This window comes from Pedobacter sp. W3I1, from assembly GCF_030816015.1.
Taxonomy (GTDB): Bacteria; Bacteroidota; Bacteroidia; order Sphingobacteriales; family Sphingobacteriaceae; genus Pedobacter.
Genome location: NZ_JAUSXN010000001.1, coordinates 5766871 through 5787152, shown reverse-complemented (window position 1 = coordinate 5787152; position 20282 = coordinate 5766871). Strand labels below are relative to the sequence as shown.

General features: G+C 41.3%; 13 protein-coding genes, 2 tRNA genes and 4 rRNA genes. 12 read left to right on the top strand and 7 right to left on the bottom strand.

Going from position 1 to position 20282, the window contains the following annotated elements; genetic code table 11:
* Positions 1 to 10: 10 nt before the first annotated feature.
* Both QF042_RS23570 and QF042_RS23565 read left to right on the top strand, forming a co-directional pair.
* Complete coding sequence (locus QF042_RS23570) at positions 11 to 478, top strand: DinB family protein (RefSeq protein ID WP_307532603.1); 468 nt, start codon at positions 11 to 13, stop codon at positions 476 to 478.
* Positions 479 to 511: 33 nt separating this feature from the next.
* Positions 512 to 871, top strand: coding sequence for a CoA-binding protein (locus tag QF042_RS23565; RefSeq protein ID WP_307532602.1), 360 nt, complete (start codon positions 512 to 514; stop codon positions 869 to 871).
* On the opposite strand, the gene QF042_RS23560 is transcribed toward QF042_RS23565, so the two are convergent.
* Both QF042_RS23560 and QF042_RS23555 read right to left on the bottom strand, forming a co-directional pair.
* Positions 868 to 1977 carry an acyloxyacyl hydrolase gene (locus QF042_RS23560; protein WP_307532601.1) on the bottom strand — a complete coding sequence of 370 codons (1110 nt, stop codon included), beginning with the start codon at positions 1975 to 1977 and terminating at the stop codon, positions 868 to 870. The two genes, QF042_RS23565 and QF042_RS23560, sit on opposite strands and share 4 nt — an antisense overlap.
* Positions 1977 to 2933, bottom strand: a complete 957-nt coding sequence (locus tag QF042_RS23555) for a lipid A deacylase LpxR family protein (protein WP_307532600.1) — start codon at positions 2931 to 2933, stop codon at positions 1977 to 1979. The genes QF042_RS23560 and QF042_RS23555 overlap by 1 nt, the downstream gene beginning before the upstream one ends.
* 1046 nt (positions 2934 to 3979) lie before the next feature.
* On the opposite strand from QF042_RS23555, the gene QF042_RS23550 reads away from it, so the two are divergent.
* From QF042_RS23550 to QF042_RS23520, 7 genes are all read left to right on the top strand, one after another.
* Positions 3980 to 5501, top strand: a 16S ribosomal RNA gene (locus QF042_RS23550).
* A 289-nt stretch (positions 5502 to 5790) separates the two neighbouring features.
* Positions 5791 to 5865, top strand: a tRNA-Ile gene (locus tag QF042_RS23545).
* A gap of 82 nt (positions 5866 to 5947) precedes the next feature.
* A tRNA-Ala gene (locus QF042_RS23540) sits at positions 5948 to 6024 on the top strand.
* Positions 6025 to 6449: 425 nt separating this feature from the next.
* Positions 6450 to 9326, top strand: a 23S ribosomal RNA gene (locus tag QF042_RS23535).
* 129 nt (positions 9327 to 9455) lie between these two features.
* Positions 9456 to 9567, top strand: a 5S ribosomal RNA gene (rrf, locus tag QF042_RS23530).
* Between the two features lie 185 nt (positions 9568 to 9752).
* Positions 9753 to 9864, top strand: a 5S ribosomal RNA gene (gene rrf, locus QF042_RS23525).
* The 16S, 23S and 5S rRNA genes sit together here with 2 tRNA genes alongside, the layout of an rRNA operon.
* Positions 9865 to 10805: 941 nt before the next feature.
* Positions 10806 to 12572: a S8 family peptidase gene (locus QF042_RS23520; protein WP_307533328.1), complete on the top strand. Its 1767-nt coding sequence runs from the start codon at positions 10806 to 10808 to the stop codon at positions 12570 to 12572.
* A gap of 24 nt (positions 12573 to 12596) precedes the next feature.
* On the opposite strand, the gene QF042_RS23515 is transcribed toward QF042_RS23520, so the two are convergent.
* From QF042_RS23515 to QF042_RS23505, 3 genes are read right to left on the bottom strand one after another with little or no spacing between them, the layout of a single operon-like run.
* Positions 12597 to 13379: a polysaccharide deacetylase family protein gene (locus tag QF042_RS23515; protein WP_307532599.1), complete on the bottom strand. Its 783-nt coding sequence runs from the start codon at positions 13377 to 13379 to the stop codon at positions 12597 to 12599.
* 1 nt (position 13380) lies between these two features.
* Positions 13381 to 14313: a glycosyltransferase family 2 protein gene (locus QF042_RS23510; protein WP_307532598.1), complete on the bottom strand. Its 933-nt coding sequence runs from the start codon at positions 14311 to 14313 to the stop codon at positions 13381 to 13383.
* Positions 14310 to 15494: a glycosyltransferase family 87 protein gene (locus QF042_RS23505; RefSeq protein ID WP_307532597.1), complete on the bottom strand. Its 1185-nt coding sequence runs from the start codon at positions 15492 to 15494 to the stop codon at positions 14310 to 14312. Before QF042_RS23505 ends, QF042_RS23510 begins: the two co-directional genes overlap by 4 nt.
* Before the next feature lie 170 nt (positions 15495 to 15664).
* Between QF042_RS23505 and QF042_RS23500 the strand changes: the two genes are divergently transcribed.
* Positions 15665 to 16633 carry a phosphatidylinositol-specific phospholipase C gene (locus QF042_RS23500; RefSeq protein ID WP_307532596.1) on the top strand — a complete coding sequence of 323 codons (969 nt, stop codon included), beginning with the start codon at positions 15665 to 15667 and terminating at the stop codon, positions 16631 to 16633.
* 333 nt (positions 16634 to 16966) lie between these two features.
* Here QF042_RS23500 and QF042_RS23495 read toward each other — a convergent pair whose 3' ends face one another.
* Both QF042_RS23495 and QF042_RS23490 read right to left on the bottom strand, forming a co-directional pair.
* Positions 16967 to 17629, bottom strand: coding sequence for a Crp/Fnr family transcriptional regulator (locus tag QF042_RS23495; RefSeq protein ID WP_307532595.1), 663 nt, complete (start codon positions 17627 to 17629; stop codon positions 16967 to 16969).
* Between the two features lie 71 nt (positions 17630 to 17700).
* Entirely contained in the window at positions 17701 to 17925 is a 225-nt protein-coding gene (locus QF042_RS23490) for a cold-shock protein (RefSeq protein ID WP_307532594.1), read from the bottom strand.
* A 454-nt stretch (positions 17926 to 18379) separates the two neighbouring features.
* Here QF042_RS23490 and QF042_RS26435 point away from each other — a divergent pair, with 454 nt between their 5' ends.
* Together QF042_RS26435 and kdpA are read left to right on the top strand one after the other, a co-directional pair.
* Positions 18380 to 18457 (top strand): potassium-transporting ATPase subunit F, encoded by a 78-nt coding sequence (locus QF042_RS26435; RefSeq protein WP_373459106.1) that lies wholly within the window; start codon positions 18380 to 18382, stop codon positions 18455 to 18457.
* 40 nt (positions 18458 to 18497) lie between these two features.
* On the top strand, positions 18498 to 20216 hold the full coding sequence (gene kdpA / locus QF042_RS23485; protein WP_307532593.1) for a potassium-transporting ATPase subunit KdpA: 1719 nt from the start codon (positions 18498 to 18500) through the stop codon (positions 20214 to 20216).
* Positions 20217 to 20282: the final 66 nt, after the last annotated feature.

The window sequence follows — 20282 nt, the reverse complement described above, 5'->3', positions numbered from 1 at the left end:
TTGTTTTGGTATGTTTAATATCACGAATGAAATTAAAAAAGCATTTAATGGTGATGCCTGGCATGGCAACCATGTTATGCAAACCCTAAATAATGTTAACCCTGAAATTGCGTTTAGCCATTTAGTGCCGGGTGCGCATTCTATTGCCGAAATTGCGCTGCATTTAACCGCGTGGACAGAAGAAGTTACCTCAAGATTGACTGGTAAGCCATCTGCTGAGCCTACAAGAGGCGATTGGCCCGAACCAGAAGCGAGAACACCACAGGCCTGGGAACGCATCATCTTTGATTTTAAGATTGCAAACGAAGAACTCATCCGTCTGTGCGAAACCATGAAAAATAACCAATGGGATGATGAAGTAAAGAGTGAGCGAAATCCTGCTTCAGGTACAGGTGTAACCAACGTCGAACTCGTAAGTGGTTTGGCACAACATCATGCTTATCACTCAGGCCAAATCGCATTGCTATCAAAATTTTAATCTTTGTAATCTCTAAATCTGTGTTATCACATTATGAAAAAGACTTTGATTATTGGCGCTTCGCCAGATCCTTCCAGATATTCCTATAAAGCAGCCAATATGCTCAAACGTTTCAATCACGAAATTGTTAACGTGGGCATAAAAAAAGGAGAGGTTGCAGGCGTAGAAATTGAAAAACCTGGCGAAATCCACCACGATATTGATACCATAACCTTGTATATTGGCCCCGCGCTGCAACCACAATACCACGATTATATTCTGGCTACCAAACCCAAACGCGTAATTTTTAATCCCGGGACAGAAAATTACGAGCTAGAAAAATTATTGGATCAGCATGATATTGAGCCCGTTGAAGCTTGTACTTTAGTGTTGTTGAGTACCGGCCAATATTAAAACCGGTACACTACTCCCCAGTTTACATAGTCGGCCTGTGCAAAATGCATATAGGTTTTGGCCTGTAAGCCAATGTGCGGCGTAATATTAAAAGTAGGCCCGAATGTCCAGTACCAGGTTGCTTTTTCCATTAATCTATTATAGTGGATATATTTCCCAATCTGTGCCGCAACAGTTACCCGCCACAAGTTGATGTCAGCGCCAATACTGATCCCGGTACGCCATTTATCATAAGAAGTGCCGTAATTCTGGAAGGTTTCCCCATAATTATTAGGGTCAAATACAGTGTAATAGTAAACGGCATCCGCACCTGCCTTAAGCGATATTACATCGTTCAGGTAAAAATTGTAACCTGCATATAATCCGCTTTTGTATAAACTTTTTGTTCTGTTGGCAAATACCCCCCTTGCGCCTAAACCTGCACTAAGCTCAATTGAATTGCGTTGTAAAGTGGTATAGGTGCTTTTTCGCTCAGCTGTTAATGTTTTCTGATTATTAAGCTTAAGTCCGATATAAATATTTCCGGTATTCAATCCCCCATTCGGAACAGTGGCCCCTCCGTTGGATACATGCAGAAAACCGAAACCTACTAATAAATCGGTGTATTTACTCATGGGCAGTTCCATTCCTAAATCTGCTTTAATGGTTTCGTTAATCGGGCTTCCCAGAAATCTATTTTTGGTGTTGTTATAATAGTATTTATTCGTATAGCCTAAACCTACACCCGGGGTGAAGTTAAATTTAGTTTTTCCAACTTTGAATATTTGAAAATCCATCTGTGCCACTAAGCCATATACCTGTCCAAAGGCATTGGCTGAGGTATCTTGCGTTCCTTTCAGTTTGCTCAGATTTCTAAAAACAAATCCAATCCCGTAAGATTTAGCACCACTAAACCCGATCCATTTATCACTGTTCTGGCTGATATCCTTAAAGTAAGCAGCATCAAATCCTGTAATCTGATCCTGAAACAAGTGTCCCTGATCATTATTGATATGTGTGCCAAATATGGGTTTAAGAATAATCGAATGATTTTCCGGAGCAATTTGAGCCTTAGCAAATGTGCAGCCTGTAATAGCAAGAATAAAAGAGAGTAATTGTTTTTTCATTAGCTTTTACTAAAACGGTAAGCAAGACTATAAAAGGCATAACGGTAACCAGTAGCACTGTTTTTAACTTCGTTCGAAGTAAAGGTAGCAGTATAATTGGCTGTCCAGCGTGCAATGGCGAAAGTTAAACCTACCTGAGTGGTAAAAACAATCGGTTTAGGCTTAAAGGTGATTGGCCCTTTATCGTTCAAAAATAATCCGCCTTGCAAACTCGAATCGAAAGCAACGGCATGTAACTGAGGGCTAACCGAAAGGAAAAGTTCGTATTTGCGCTGCGCTTTGTTCGTATGGTTATTGCTTACCAGGCTGTTAAAAGCCGAGGAGCCATCCATATCATTAAATCTGCCAAAACGAAACATCGCGCCAAGGTTAGCTTTGGTAATCACATTACCAAGAGCTGCCGAAGTTGTTCCCGTAATATCGAATATTTTATTATTTGTACTCACTAAAAGTTTATTATACTCTGCCCCCAAGTTCAATGTTGGTTCGCTATTTAAACCGTATTCCCATCCTTCAATCTGGTTTTGGCCAACCAGTTTATGAAATGCTTTTTGAAACTCTTCGCCTAAAGCGTCTTTTCCGGTAAGTCCAATTTGTGCCGAAACCTTTAGCATTTGTTTGTTGGTATAAAAACGGCTATAATTTGCTTCGCCGTAAAGATATGCTGAAAAAGGGCGGTCGTGTAGGGCGGGGTTTGGTACAAAGCTGTAATAAGGGTTATATATTTTCTGGCCAAGCTCAAAACCGATAATCTCTTTGCTTCTCCCTGCTTTTAAATTCTCTCCATTCAGGGCATGCCTATATTTAATAAAAGCACCGTTTGTATAATAACGGTCGCTGGTAATATCGATATAAGCATCGTTCTCAGTGATAATAACAAGCTCGTTTTTATAATTTTGCGCATAACCGATTTCTGCTATGCATATAAATAGCAGAGAAAGGTATAGTTTGAGCATCAACTTCATTTATTGCAATGGTTTAATAAAGGCATAAAAGTATTAATTATTGTTCAAAATTCGATATGATAGTTGCCAATTGCGTGGGAGACCTTCCGAAGTTTAAAAAGGCCTAAGGGGTTGGAGAACTTCTATTCAGTCCATAGAGTGTTCCTACACTGTATATTTAGGGTGCTTTTGTTTTTTTAGCAAAGCAGTTTGGGTGCTACTATATAGGTTTGTTCCCGCTTTTCATTACAAGTCCTCGCATACGCTGTGGGCTTTTCATTCCAATCGGGTTTAATTGGCAGGGACTTCCGGGGTTTTAAACGGCATGGCGCAGGGAAAACCCGGGAAGTCTGAGGGAATAGGCAGCCTGAAACACCCTTTCGCTCAAAAAGTTTTATCTACGGTAACATTTTTTCTTGTTGAGAACCATGTGGTTACGTTGAACCCCGCATCATTCTATAAAAAAGCTTTGCAGGGGCGATTAAATTTCCTACTTTTGCATCCCGCTTCGGAGGAAGGGTTTTAATGAAAAGGTGGTAGGGTGATAAGGAGAGCGGATTTATTTTAAAATAGATCTTGCGAAAGAGGAAAAGATTGTTACCTTTGCAGCCCGGTTCGGAAGAACGGAAAGCCAGCTAAACCTGGCAATTGAAATAAAGGAGAGGAAGAAAAGAAGATCAGAAAATAAAATTTATTTTATTTGTGGTTTCAAAAAAGATCCTTACCTTTGCACTCCCAACGATAAGTAAAGGGAAAATAATCGGAACGGCGGATGTCGGGAAGATAGAAAAAAAAGATTGAAACGGGGTGAAACACAGGCTGGACGAAGAAGACCGGCTGAAACTGAAACCGACGATATATAAAGACCAACCGCGAGGTTAACGGTCAATAAGTTCTTAAAAGAGATGTCAATGTAGCGTAGCGAGGTAATGGAGTACTGATCAAAGTACATGATTACGTAGCTTTATTTTAAAGGTGGTGTCTAACAGACAACATAACAAAAAAGAAGACTATTTTTAACAATAGTTAAAACTGGTCAGCATCTTACAACACATTTTACAATGGAGAGTTTGATCCTGGCTCAGGATGAACGCTAGCGGCAGGCCTAATACATGCAAGTCGAACGAGATTATCCAGCTTGCTGGATATGAAAGTGGCGCACGGGTGCGTAACGCGTATGCAACCTACCTTAATCAGGGGGATAGCCCGGAGAAATCCGGATTAATACCGCATAAAATCACAGCACAGCATTGTGTAATGATCAAACATTTATGGGATTGAGATGGGCATGCGTGTCATTAGCTAGTTGGCGGGGTAACGGCCCACCAAGGCGACGATGACTAGGGGATCTGAGAGGATGACCCCCCACACTGGTACTGAGACACGGACCAGACTCCTACGGGAGGCAGCAGTAAGGAATATTGGTCAATGGAGGCAACTCTGAACCAGCCATGCCGCGTGCAGGAAGACTGCCCTATGGGTTGTAAACTGCTTTTATCCGGGAATAAACCTTTCTACGTGTAGAGAGCTGAATGTACCGGAAGAATAAGGATCGGCTAACTCCGTGCCAGCAGCCGCGGTAATACGGAGGATCCAAGCGTTATCCGGATTTATTGGGTTTAAAGGGTGCGTAGGCGGCCTGTTAAGTCAGGGGTGAAAGACGGTAGCTCAACTATCGCAGTGCCCTTGATACTGATGGGCTTGAATGGACTAGAGGTAGGCGGAATGAGACAAGTAGCGGTGAAATGCATAGATATGTCTCAGAACACCGATTGCGAAGGCAGCTTACTATGGTTTAATTGACGCTGAGGCACGAAAGCGTGGGGATCAAACAGGATTAGATACCCTGGTAGTCCACGCCCTAAACGATGAACACTCGCTGTTGGCGATACACAGTCAGCGGCTAAGCGAAAGCGTTAAGTGTTCCACCTGGGGAGTACGGTCGCAAGATTGAAACTCAAAGGAATTGACGGGGGCCCGCACAAGCGGAGGAGCATGTGGTTTAATTCGATGATACGCGAGGAACCTTACCCGGGCTTGAAAGTTAGTGAATTATCCAGAGATGGATAAGTGAGCAATCACACGAAACTAGGTGCTGCATGGCTGTCGTCAGCTCGTGCCGTGAGGTGTTGGGTTAAGTCCCGCAACGAGCGCAACCCCTATGTTTAGTTGCCAGCACGTTAAGGTGGGGACTCTAAACAGACTGCCTGTGCAAACAGAGAGGAAGGAGGGGACGACGTCAAGTCATCATGGCCCTTACGTCCGGGGCTACACACGTGCTACAATGGATGGTACAGAGGGCAGCTACATAGCAATATGATGCGAATCTCACAAAGCCATTCACAGTTCGGATTGGGGTCTGCAACTCGACCCCATGAAGTTGGATTCGCTAGTAATCGCGTATCAGCAATGACGCGGTGAATACGTTCCCGGGCCTTGTACACACCGCCCGTCAAGCCATGGAAGTTGGGGGTACCTAAAGTATGTAACCGCAAGGAGCGTCCTAGGGTAAAACCGATAACTGGGGCTAAGTCGTAACAAGGTAGCCGTACCGGAAGGTGCGGCTGGAATACCTCCTTTCTGGAGTAGCACCGCCTACTCGCCACGCAACATGATATTTCTAATTAAGGTAGAGGGTAATAAGGCTGAAGGTAAAAGGTATAGGGTTTAAGGCCTTACATTAATTAACCTGATACTTGATACTAAATACTTTATAAAAAAAAGAGAAAAAAAAGAAACACCCAGAAGAAACGGTGTGCAATAGCAATAGAGCGAAAGCATAACGGATATGAAGATGGGGAAAGCCAAAGGAAAAGCAGTAGCGGTAAGATACTATATACTGCATACTATAAGCCGACCTTAAATCAACAGTCCCGTAGCTCAGCCTGGTTAGAGCACTACACTGATAATGTAGGGGTCTCCAGTTCAAATCTGGACGGGACTACACGTTTTAAGTTTACGATTGGCAGTTTACAGTGGACAGTTTAAACTGAAAACTAACAACTGTTAACTGGTAACTAAAATCTGGGGGATTAGCTCAGCTGGCTAGAGCGCCTGCCTTGCACGCAGGAGGTCAACGGTTCGACTCCGTTATTCTCCACCATTAAAGGTTGAGGGTTAAAAGGTAGAAGGTGTAGGGTAAGACCTATAGCTGAACCACACCACAACAGAAATAACACCTTATTATCGGGATAGATAATATACATTGACATAAAGATTAAGAAAGAAGAAATAGCCGAAGGGGCAAGACAGGAAACTGTTGAATGGTTCGACTCCATGATTTTTACTAATAAGGCTGAACCGAGGCTTAGTTAGGGGACAATGAAACCCTCTACCTTTATACCCTCCACCTTCAACCTTAATAAAGTTCTTTGACATATTGGAAGAAGTTAAAAAAGAAGAGCAAACAACAATAGGCGACTGTTGTGTTTGTGCTCGCTTGAAGGGAGAGCAATCAACCAACAAGTATGAGACATCATAACAAGAGCAAAAAAAGCATACTGTACGGCGCAAAAGGCGTACAAGTAGAAGAAAGTAATAAAGAGTACACGGGGGATGCCTTGGCTCTCAGAGGCGATGAAGGACGTGATAAGCTGCGATAAGCTTCGGGTATTTGCAAATAGGAATTAATCCGAAGATTTCCGAATGGGGCAACCCGGCTAGTTGAAGACTAGTCACATATAATGAGCAAACCTGCCGAACTGAAACATCTAAGTAAGCAGAGGAAGAGAAAATAATAATGATTTCCTAAGTAGTGGCGAGCGAACGGGAAAGAGCCCAAACCTACTTTGTTACGGCAAAGTGGGGGTTGTAGGACTACAATGTGGCATTAGCAAACAGAAGTGGAATGGGATGGGAAGCCCAGCGATACACGGTGATAGCCCGGTACACGTATAGAATGCTAGCCTAGTAGTATCCTGAGTACCGCGAGGTCGGAGACGCCTTGTGGGAATCTGCCGGCACCATCCGGTAAGGCTAAATACTCCTGAGAGACCGATAGTGAACCAGTACCGTGAGGGAAAGGTGAAAAGAACCCCGAACAGGGGAGTGAAATAGAACCTGAAACCGTGTACTTACAAGCGGTCGGAGCGTACAAGTTGCGTGACGGCGTGCCTTTTGCATAATGAGCCTACGAGTTACTCCTCTCTGGCAAGGTTAAGTGTCTAAGGCACGGATCCGAAGCGAAAGCGAGTCTGAATAGGGCGTATAGTCAGAGGGGGTAGACGCGAAACCTTGTGATCTACCCATGGACAGGTTGAAGGTGCGGTAACACGTACTGGAGGACCGAACCGATAAACGTTGAAAAGTTTCCGGATGATCTGTGGGTAGGGGTGAAAGGCTAATCAAACTGGGAAATAGCTCGTACTCCCCGAAATGTTTTTAGGAACAGCGTGGATATTAAGTTTAATAGAGGTAGAGCTACTGATTGGGTGCGGGGGAGTCAAATCCTACCAAATCCAGACAAACTCCGAATGCTATTAAATATGATCTGCAGTGAGGCGCGGGGTGCTAAGGTCACGCGCCGAGAGGGAAAGAACCCAGACCATCAGCTAAGGTCCCCAAGTTACAGTTAAGTTGAACTAACGAGGTCCGATTGCACAGACAGCTAGGATGTTGGCTTGGAAGCAGCCATTCATTTAAAGAGTGCGTAACAGCTCACTAGTCGAGCGATCGGGCATGGATAATAAACGGGCATTAAATTGTACACCGAAGCTATGGGATTGAAATATATCGGTAGGGGAGCATTCTAGCGGCAGCGAAGGTATCTGGTAATGGGTGCTGGAGCTTCTAGAAAAGCAAATGTAGGCATAAGTAACGATAAGGCGGGAGAGAAACCCGCCCACCGAAAGGATAAGGTTTCCTGATCAACGCTAATCGGATCAGGGTTAGTCGGGACCTAAGGAGAACCCGAAGGGGAAATTCGATGGACAACTGGTTAATATTCCAGTACTTTTTATAACTGCGATGTGGGGACGGAGTAGTGACACTGCCGCGATCTGACGGAATAGATCGTTAAAGGCTGTAGGTATTAGAACGGTAGGCAAATCCGCCGATCTAGCTGAACGCTGATAGTACCACGAGGCTTCGGCTGAGTGGATAGCGCAGGTAATCAGACTTCCAAGAAAAACCGCTAAGCTTCAGGTTATAAAAACCCGTACCGCAAACCGACACAGGTATCCGGGAAGAGGATTCTAAGGTGCTCGAGTGAATCATGGCTAAGGAACTCGGCAAAATGGCCCTGTAACTTCGGGAGAAGGGGCGCTGGCAGCAATGTCAGCCGCAGTGAAAAGGCCCAGGCGACTGTTTAACAAAAACACATGGCTTTGCAAAATCGAAAGATGAGGTATAAGGCCTGACACCTGCCCGGTGCTGGAAGGTTAAGAGGGGATGTCATCCGCAAGGAGAAGCATTGAATCGAAGCCCCAGTAAACGGCGGCCGTAACTATAACGGTCCTAAGGTAGCGAAATTCCTTGTCGGGTAAGTTCCGACCTGCACGAATGGTGTAACGATCTGGGCGCTGTCTCAGCCATGAGCTCGGTGAAATTGTGGTCCCGGTGAAGACGCCGGGTACCCGCAACGGGACGGAAAGACCCCATGCACCTTCACTACAATTTAACATTGACATTGGATACAGGATGTGTAGGATAGGTGGGAGGCTTTGAAGCGGCGTCGCTAGGCGTCGTGGAGCCAACGTTGAAATACCACCCTTTCTGTATTCGGTGTCTAATCCGATCTTATCGGAGACATTGTTTGATGGGTAGTTTGACTGGGGTGGTCGCCTCCAAAAAGGTAACGGAGGCTTTCAAAGGTAAGCTCAGTACGCTTGGTAACCGTACGCGGAGTGCAATAGCATAAGCTTGCTTGACTGTGAGACAGACAAGTCGATCAGGGTCGAAAGACGGATATAGTGATCCGGTGGTTCTGCATGGAAGGGCCATCGCTCAAAGGATAAAAGGTACGCTGGGGATAACAGGCTGATCTCCCCCAAGAGCTCATATCGACGGGGAGGTTTGGCACCTCGATGTCGGCTCGTCACATCCTGGGGCTGGAGAAGGTCCCAAGGGTTCGGCTGTTCGCCGATTAAAGTGGCACGCGAGCTGGGTTCAGAACGTCGCGAGACAGTTCGGTCCCTATCTGTTGTGGGCGTAGGAATTTTGAGTGGGGCTGACCTTAGTACGAGAGGACCGGGTTGGACTAGCCTCTAGTGAATCTGTTGTTCCGCCAGGGGCATTGCAGAGTAGCTACGCTGGGAATAGATAAGCGCTGAAAGCATCTAAGTGCGAAACTAGCCACGAGATGAGAATTCCATATAGGACCGTAGAAGACTACTACGTTGATAGGCTACAGATGTAAAGCTGGCGACAGCACAGTCGAGTAGTACTAATCATCCGAAGCTTTCAAAGCAAACAGACTGTTGTTTGTTCTTCATAATAACTTCTTTCAATACTGTTTAAGGTTTAAGGCGAAAAGGCTTAAGGCGTAGGGTTTACCCTCCACCTTTATACCCTCTACCTTCTACCTCAATAAAATATTTAGGTGCCTATATCGGTGGTGTCCACCTCTTCCCATTCCGAACAGAGAAGTTAAGCCCACCAGAGCCGATGGTACTGCGGTAACACGTGGGAGAGTAGGTCGGTGCCAAATCTTAAAAGAAACCCTTTAGCAGTAATGCTCAAGGGTTTTCTTGGTTATATACAAGGCTATATAAATCCCGGAGCGGGTTTAGGTCCAATAAAATTGAAATAGAACAAAGGTTTAAGGCGAAAGGCTTAAGGCGTAGGGTTTACCCTCTACCTTTATACCCTCCACCTTCTACCTCAATAAAATATTCAGGTGCCTATATCGGTGGTGTCCACCTCTTCCCATTCCGAACAGAGAAGTTAAGCCCACCAGAGCCGATGGTACTGCGGTAACACGTGGGAGAGTAGGTCGGTGCCAAATCTTAAAAGAAACCCTTCAGCAGTAATGCTCAAGGGTTTTCTTGGTTTATAAGCATTTCTGATTTGCCTACCACTGTTCTTTCCACCATTAAGGAATGAAGAAAGTTAAGGGACTGTTCCATTATAATCTTCTTAATGCCCTTAACTTCTTAATGGTAAATAAACCTGGATGAGTTTCTGATCATTAAAGGAAGTAAAGAGCGTTAAGGTTTGTTCCCGCAGATTGCGCTGATCTCCGCAGAGTATATCCCATCAACCGTTTTACATCTTCCATCCCAGGTTAAATAGCCCTGATGGCAGCGTAAATCCCTTTTGGGCAGAGGTAGATTGTTTATCCCAAGGATTTCCCAAAAGGATTGTAGTGAACAGCAGGACGGAACCCAGCCTATATTTACTACTATTGCGCTCCGAAAATCTCAAAATAAATGGCTCTGGTTTTAGGTCTTGTTTGCATCCCTATAACTCCAAATGGTTATTTCTTCCATTAAGGAGTTAAGATAGTTAAGGTTTTGAATGAGTTATTTCTTAATGTCCTTAATCCCTTAATGGTAAAATGAATTGTAATAGAGTCTATTTCCACCATTAAGGAGTTAAGATAGTTAAGCGGTAGTATGCCGAAGCTTGCCCCATAGCCCTGATGGAAGTGACACGAAGCCAATTCTTCATTGGCGGAGTAAAACGGAGAGTAGGACGGAACCAGACATACATGTTACTGCTAGCGCGCTCCAAAAACCTTAAAATGAATGACTCTGGTTTTTAAGCCCTGTTGCATACCTATAACTTTAAATCCCATTTTTTTTAATAGCAGTAGGGAATACTAAGATCTAATGTTGTTAAAGCCATCTAAAGAAACATTACCTTACTCTTGTTAAAAAATGTAAAATCTTTCAGCCTCGAAGTAATAAAACCGTATTATTGTAGTATTACGTACATGTTATGATGATGAATGTGAATCTTAAGAAATTAACTTTTCTTGCTTTTATTTTGTGTATAAATTTGGGCGTTTTTGCCCAAAGTAAGAATGTACAACTCCCTGCAAACTGGTTTAATCTCGATTTATTGGAGAATGGATATTTCGGTATCAGTACGGAGAAAGCCTACCGCGAACTTTTAAAAGATAAAAAACCTAAGCAAAATATTATTGTAGCGGTAATTGACGGCGGAGTAGATACCAATCACCCTGATTTACAAGCTGTTTTATGGACGAATAAAAAAGAAATCCCGGGAAATGGAATAGACGATGATGGGAATGGCTATATCGACGATATCCATGGCTGGAATTTTATAGGTTCAAAAAAAGGTAATCTTGAATTTGACAATTTGGAATTGGTACGTTTATTAAGGATTTATACGCCAAAATATCAATCAACGACCAATTTAACACCTTTAGACAGTGCTCAAAAAGAAGAATTTAAACTATATAAAAAAATGGTTGGCGATTTCGGTAAGAAATATGAGGATGCCAGCAATACCTTTTCAGTTCTGATTGCTATTAACAAAGTTTTAGATTCCGTAGCCAAGATCAATAAAAAAGAAATCCCAACGATGGAGGATGTTGATCAATATAAAGCTGATGATGAAACTGAGGAGCAGGTGAAAAAAATTATCAGAAAAGGGTCTAAGGAAGATGGTAGTTTCGAGAAGTTTTATAAGAATATAAAGGAAGGGTATAAGCAATACGACGCTATGCTGAAGTACAACTTAAACCCAAAATATGATATGCGTGCAGAGCTGGTGGGGGATGACTACAGTAATCCTTACCAAAAAAATTATGGAAACAACGATGTAAAAGGCCCTGATGCTTTTCACGGTACCCACGTATCAGGAATTATTGGTGCTGATCGTACTAATTCGACAGGTATTTTGGGCGTAGCCAATTATGTAAGTATTATGGCCATTAGGGTAGTACCCACAGGTGATGAACGTGATAAAGATGTGGCCAATGGCATCAGATATGCCGTAGATAATGGTGCGAAAGTAATCAACATGAGTTTTGGTAAAAGTTACAAGTGGGATAAAAAAGCTGTAGACTCTGCAGTAAAATATGCAGAACTTAAGGGTGTATTATTGGTGCATGCAGCTGGAAACGATAACCAAAATAATGATCTTGAAGAGAATTACCCTAATAAGTTTTTTGACAGTAAAGAGGCCGAAGCTTATAAAGAAGCCAATAAAAAGCCTGGCAAGCCAGATTTTACTCCACCTAAGGCTCTGCCGCAAAACAATGGAATGGGTATGAGGCCATCTTATGACCGCTCTACATTAATAAAGCCTGTACCAATCGACTCCGCAAAGTTTAACCTACCTCATGCCAGTAATTGGATCGAAGTAGGAGCAAGTGCTTATAAAGATGACGACAATTTGAAAGCTGATTTTTCCAATTATGGCAAATATAGTGTAGATGTTTTTGCCCCTGGATTTTTAATCAACTCAACCATTCCTGGCAACAAATATGAAGAAGCTGATGGGACAAGCATGGCCTCGCCTGTTGTTGCTGGCCTGGCGGCGATGATTTTAAGCTATTACCCAGCGTTAAAACCAGTGCAGGTAAGAGAAATTATCATGAAATCTGTTTCGAAGGTTGCACACAAGATAAAGTACAAAAATGAAAAAGGTGAAAACGTTCGTGTACTTTTTAGCGAAATTTGTGTGAGCGGAGGAATTGTGAATGCTTATAATGCACTTAAATTGGCAGAGACGTATAAATAGTTATCAGTTTACAATTGGCAGTTTTCAGTTTGAAGAAATAGTACTGATAAAATCCTTAAAGGTTCCAAATGGATAATTTTTAGCCTTCATCCATGAAATAAGATCTTCCGTGCGCTTTACCATTTTTATACCTGTGTTTTTTCTTACATAACCCGGAAAACCAAAGCGATCAAAATCTTCTAAATCGGTAAATTCCCAGGGGTGGAAATAGATATTCAGGTATTTATCTTTTTTATAAGTCCAACTGGCTAATGTTTTGTAAATGCTTAGAGGCAAATTGTGAAAAGATAGCCAAAACAACGGGAACCTTATGATAGGGCTTACCGATGCTGGAATCTGCAGCACATTATTTTTAATGAAGTGTGTTCTGGAAATGTTGAAATTATTGTACCGCCCAGGCAAATAGGTTGGATTTATAGAAGTGTTATAAGTATATCCAGCCTTCTCAATTTCCCTTTCGTCAACAGGCATCATTCTCGCCATGCGGTAACCTGTAATTTCTTTACCAGAGAGTTCTTCTAGCTTCAGTTTCGATTGGAGAAGATGCTCGGGTTTAAAATCTGAATGATAATAACCATGCGAGGCAAGTTCGTGGCCTGTTTCGGTAATCCGTTTAATCAGATCTGGAATATTTTCGGCAAAAGTAACCGTACAAAAAAACGTAGCCTTCACCTCGTATTTATCTAAAATATCTAAAATAGCTATGGTACCTGCTCTCGAAATGGCGATCTGATCTTCAAAAGAAATATCTTTTCCATATTCAAAAGGCATATCAAACTCTTCGATATCAAAACTTAACAGAACCATTTTATTTTTGCTGAATATTGGTTGAACGGATAATATAATTAGGACGGTTTTTAGACTGCATAAACATTTTACCTACATAAATGCCTATAATGCCCAGGATAATGAGTTGTAGCCCTCCAAAAAAGACAATGGTCATAATTACAGAAGCCCAGCCTGAAACCTCTACATGGTTTACAAAAGCGTAAATAATGTAAGGGATATACAGTACAGAAGCAAACGACAGAATGAAACCCAGATAAACTGCCGAGTACAAGGGCTTTATACTGAAAGAGGTAACGCCATGCAGTGCCAGCCTTAACATCTTTTTAAAGGTATATTTGCTATTCCCCGAAAAACGTGCCGCAGGATTGTAGCGAATGGCAAATTGCTTAAAACCAAGCCACTTTACCAAACCACGTAGAAAGGGTTCGTTTTCATGAAAATTTCTGAAAACACTAACCACTTTTTGATCAAGTAAACGGAAATCGGCTGCGCCAGGTTCTAAATCAATATCCGATAACCAGTTTAAGGTTTTGTAGAATAAGCTTGAAGAGCTTCTTTTGCCTTTAGATAAACTTTTATCTTCTTCCCTTATCGTGTATACCACTTCGAAACCTTCCTGCCATTTCTGTAGCATTTCCGGAATCAACTCCGGAGGATGTTGCATATCGCAGTCCATAGAAATTACACAATCGCCAAAAGCATGGTCCATGCCCGCTTTAACCGCCAATTGATGACCAAAGTTTTTAGAAAACTCAAGGAAAAATATATTATTTGCTGTTGAGGCATAATCCTTTATTTTTTCGAGGGTATGATCGGCACTTCCATCATCCACCAGGATAATTTCATAATCATAATTGATGGTCGAAAAAACTTTTTTAATACTTTCGGCTATCACAAAAATATTATCGGCTTCGTTGTAAGCAGGGATTACTATAGAAACTAATTTATTCATTTATCGGCAATCAGATAAGACTCAAAATCTTCTTTCATCATTTGATAAATTATGGTTAGCCAAATGATAACGCAAGGTAGGGCTTTAAGCGAATATAGACGAATAAATTCTTTAACCGGCCTGGGGAAAATATCGGTTGGAGATAGGCTGGTTAATATAAACGCAAAAACAAACAAGGCTATTATCCATCCTTTTTTTGGGTTTTGCTGCACCATAAACCAAATGGCAACACCAGCAAAAGCTATAATATAGGTTGGCGATTCTGATCCACTGCTAAATATAACCGTAAAAATTAGGGTCGATGCCAATAACATTAACCTAAAGCCAATATGTTTATATTGCTTAATCCGTAAATAAGGCAAAGCAAATAGTATGAGGCCAACTAATAAAAACGGCGCATTAGGAAGGTTAATGTTTCCTGTTGCTCTTCTTACTATTCCCATCAAAGAAATATCCTGAAAGGAAGTTAATGATGCATTTAAATCATTTTTATGGGCAAGGGAATGATACCAATCTATATAAGACTGGATAACGAAGGCCGGTGATGAAATAAGCATTGGTAAAGCGAACAATACTGCAAAAGCAATTAAGCCACCTATGATAAATTTTAACTTATTTTTAGTGAAGAAGAAAAATGCCAATCCAACAATCCCGTAAAGTTTAACCAAGGTGCCGAAAGCAATAAAAAAAGCCGATTGTACTTCTTTCTTTTTAACCAGGCAGGAGAAACTAAGCAAGATTAATCCGGTTAATGCAATGTTAAACTGAAAACTGAAGAGTGCCGTTAAGGCTTCGTGCGCACAAATCCATGCAATAATAGTTCGTTTGTTTAACGATATAGGAAGACTATAAATTCCCCAAAGCAGTATCGATACATTGGCAATATTCCAAAGGATACAGCCTAAACCATCCGGCAATAATGCAAATGGAGCAATAAAAAGCGAAAACACCGGGCCATAATGGTTACTATCTAAGTATTCGGGATAATTATGATATAAGTTTTGAAGATCTGTGGTATGCCAGTAAACATACTTGAATATTAGGTAATTGTTATAAGCATGGTGATGGTACTGCTTAAATCCGGCAACTATAGCCAAGATGAGATAAACTACAATGACACATTCCTTTTTTAATAGAAATGAAGATAGCTTAGTCAGATTAATTTTTGTGAAAGTGTTCATTATGATTAATGCTGCTAATATAACCATTTCGGTCCGTCAATACGAAATAGATCAACTTACCCCAGCCAATATTAATTAATTATGAAATTATTTCTGGTATATCGATTTAGTAAAACCTTTTACTAGCTTTATTATCCTGAACCAAATAAATCATCAATCTTTTTAAAACTATGAGAAAATTACAACTGCCACTTTTTGTGGCCTTGGTGCTAACCTTTAGTGCCTGTAAAAAAGAAGAACAGCCAAAAGGTACCTTTTCAAATCCCAATCTAAAAAGCTCGGCAAATCCAAATGCTCAGCTGTTAAGCTTTTCATTAAACAATTGGATGAGTGTAGTAGCCGACCAAACCAGTATAGCTGCCATCTCCATTCCTGGTGCGCATGATTCTGGCGCAACACAAGAACAAGTTGCAGGTACTGCAAAATGCCAGAACCTGAGCATTACCGATCAATTAAATGCAGGCGTCCGTTATCTAGACATTCGCTGTAGGCACATTGATAATGCCTTCGCAATCCATCACGGGGCAATTTACCAGAACCTTAATTTTAATGACGTACTAAATGCCTGTATCAATTTTCTGAATAGCCATCCAACCGAAACGATCATCATGAGTGTTAAAGAGGAGCATACGCCATCAAACAACACCAGGTCGTTTGAGCAAACTTTTGATGCTTATGTTCAGCAAAATCCTGCAAAATGGGATTTGGGGAATAATATTCCAACACTGGGCAGTATACGTGGGAAAATCAGACTATTAAGAAGGTTTTCCGGATCATCACCGAAAGGAATCGATGCGACGGCCTGGGCCGATAATACTACATTTGACATCAATAATGCTGCTGCAAACTTAAAAGTCCAGGATTTTTACAATGTTAACGATGTGAATACCAAATGGACGAAAGTAGAAACCTTGTTAAATGAGGCAAAAAATGATGCTTCTAACAGGCTTTATCTGAACTACGCCAGTGGTTATAAGGCAGGCATATTCAGTATCCCAAGCATTACTACTGTGTCGAATTTCATCAATCCAAAAATCACTACCTTTTTTACCAACAATACCCATGGTAAATTCGGGATTATTCCACTTGATTTTGTTGATTCGGGCAGAAGCCAGTTAATCATTAATACAAATTTCTAATCTTAACGCATAGATTTATTGGTTCAGTATAATAAAAAGATGCACGGTATTGTAAAGTACGGTGCATCTTTTATAAATGCAACATCAAAGCAGATGTATGTGCCTATATGATTCCTAATTTTCACCGTAAAAACTTTTGCGATTGCATCTTACATGATTGGCCTTGATGGTAGCAATGAAGCTGCAGTAGATGAAATATCGATGATGATTGATATGATTAAAAAAGGTTAAACCCTTCGTGTTTACTGGAATTTTTAACCCTGTACAATAACTGGACGGGGTTTGTTTTTTGAAGGATTTTCATTCCAAACTAAAATTGCGGGGTTTAATGTACTAATCTTCTATTGATGCCGGAACGCCGCGATTTTTGGTTTTATGCAGCTCTTTGCTTCTGATCCTGCTTAAGGTTTCTAATCTCATTCCTAAATAGCTTGCCAGGTAGCGGAGCGGTATTTTGTTTAAGTCTACTTTTTTGCTTTCTGCCAACTTTTGGTACCGTCGCAACGCATTGGGTATTCTGGCCAGTATAGCTCTTTCGGATGCCGCATAATAGTGTACCGCTAACAGTTTTCGCCCGATAATGTTGGCCTCTTCGAAATGGGAGTACACATAGTCAATTAGTGTATAGGGAATACGGATCAGTTCACAATCTTCTAGCGCTTGTAAATATTCTATAGAGTGGTTAGCCTGTAAATCAGGATGACGAATGGCCCCTACAATATTATTCCCAAAGCAAAACCAGGTAGTAATGTCTTTGGTGCCATCTTTTACAAAACCACGAACAACACCACTATTTACAAAGTAAAGTGCTGCATTACTGTCAACAGGAGAAATAATGTGTTTATTCTTTCTGATTGATACTAAGGAGCAATGTTTTTCATACTGTGCGATAAGGCCATTCGAAAGCTCATGATATTGTTCCATATACTGGATAAGTGGTCGTACAAAAGAACTGTTGCTAGAATTGAGCATAATGTTATAAACTTTTAGGTTCAAAAAGGGATCTTTTTAAGATAAATAATCATCTTGCTATTTCATAATATACAAAATAATCTGAAAACTTGCATTTAAATAAGTAATAATACACGGAGGTTGGTTGCCTTAAGTCCATGCGCCATTAGTTCGATTTTAAATTCTACCAGGTCGCCGATATTAATATTTCCGTTAAGATTTGCTAAACAAAATGCGATTTCCTGTTCATTTTCATCTTGTATAAATCCGAGGCCAACCGATTGATCGATGTGTAGTATCGTGCCTTTCCTCATTGTATTTCTGTTGTTTTTAACTAACATACGTTTAACGCAGCAACAAAGTTTTTGGCATGCGCTGGTCTTAGCATCTCGATGGGCCTTAAGTTTTTGCCACGGAAACTCAGAAGACACGGAATTACATGATGAGTTTTTAGCGAGACGCTAAGACCAGCGCGTAGGACGTACAACCAGAGTATAACCAATAAAAGATTCTTCACTGCGTTCAGAATGACAAGAATATCGTCGTCTTCCCAAATGAAAAAAACCTTTCCAAAATGGAAGGGTTTTTTTATGATCAATTTTAATTAAGAAAATTTTTAAAGGTATAAATAACTGTTAGTCAGTTACTTATTTAGTATTTCTCTTTTGTGGTATAAGAGTTGGCTAATGGCATGCAAAAGCAATACAATCATGACCATACTAATTTTTTTAATCCTAATCCTGCTCTGCTGGGCTATTTACAAATCAATCGACTGGTTCGAAAAAATCTAACATTATGATCGCATTATTTATTATCGCCATCGCCGTATTGATCTATATGATCTACGTGCTGATTAAACCCGAAAAATTTTAATCTTTTTCTCCCTTACGGAGGGCAATTAACAAAACAAAAAATGAACACTGAATTAACAGGCATTATTGCCACATTCCTGCTCACCCTGGCCATTGCAATACCATTGGGTAAATACCTAGCTAAGGTTTTTGCAGGAGAAAAAGTCTGGACAGATTTTTTAAAACCATTGGAAACTGGTATTTACAAGCTTTCTGGAATCAATATTAAAGAACAGATGAACTGGAAACAGCAGTTAAAAGCACTGCTTACCATTAATATACTATGGCTGTTTTACGGTTTTTTTGTACTCATCTTTCAGGATAAACTCCCATTCAATCCGGATGGAAATCCTGGGATGACTCCGGATCTGGCCTTTAACACCATTATCAGCTTTGTTGCTAACTGTAACCTTCAGCATTATTCGGGTGAGAGTGGCGTAAGTTATCTTACCCAGCAATATGTATTGATGTTTCTTCAGTTTGTTAGTGCGGCGACAGGTATCGCCGCTGCCGTTGTCCTTTTTAAAGCTTTTAGAGATAAAACAACCAATGAGTTAGGTAACTTTTGGGAGTTCTTTGTAAAATCAATTACCCGTTTATTGTTGCCTTTATCTTTTGTGATGGCGCTAATCTTAACCTTTAATGGTACCCCCGCAAGTTATGAGGGCAAAGATCAATTTGTCTCCCTTCAAGGTGATACGGTGCATGTTTCGAGAGGACCAGCGGCTCAAATGATTGCCATTAAACATTTAGGCACCAATGGCGGAGGTTATTTTGGGGCCAATTCAGCTCACCCATTCGAAAACCCAAGCTACTTAACCAACATGGTGGAAATGATCGCACAAACGATTATTCCTTTAGCGATGATCATTGCCTTTGGTTACTTCATCCGTAGGAAAAAACTGGCATGGACCATTTTTGGTGTAATGACCATTGGTTTGTTTATGCTGCTTTTACCAACCTTAAGTTCGGAATTGGGCGGTAATCCGGCCCTGGCCAAAATGGGTATCTCGCAAACTACCGGCGCGATGGAAGGTAAAGAAGTACGTTTCGGTCCGGCAGCTACTGCTTATTGGAGTACGCTTACTACCGTAATTTCTACCGGATCGGTAAACGGAATGCACGATAGTACTATGCCTTTAACAGGATTATGGCAATTATTGGCCATGATGATCAACTCTTTTTACGGAGGCTGTGGCGTGGGGTTATTAAATTACTTTATTTACCTCATTGTTGCCGTATTTATTTCTGGATTGATGGTCGGCAGAACGCCGGAGTTTCTCGGACATAAGGTAGAAGCAAGAGAGATTAAGATTGCGGCCATTATCACTTTATTAAGCCCGTTTTTGATCCTTACCGGAACCGCAATTGCCAGTTACATCTTTACCTCCCACGGCGATGCTGCCTGGGCGGTGCAGCCTAAAAACTGGCTCAATAATTCCGGTTTCCACGGTTTCTCTGAGATGCTGTATGAAATGACTTCGTCCAATGCCAACAACGGTTCGGGATTTGAAGGACTGGGCGATAACAGTATCTTCTGGAATCTATCTACCGGTATTGTGATTTTCCTTGGCCGTTTCTTACCGATTATAGGGCCTGTTGCCATTGCTGGATTATTAGGTGCCAAAAAATTCATTCCAGAATCGGCCGGTACACTTAAAGCCGATACCAAAACCTTTGCCCTGATGACTTTTGCGGTAATCATCGTGTTAAATGCACTTTCTTATTTCCCTGCCCTGGCTTTAGGACCCTTGGCAGAATATTTTACCATGCTTAAATAAATGATAATTGTCATATTGAGCCTTCGGATAAAAAATCGAAACAAAGTAGTCTAAATGCATTCATCA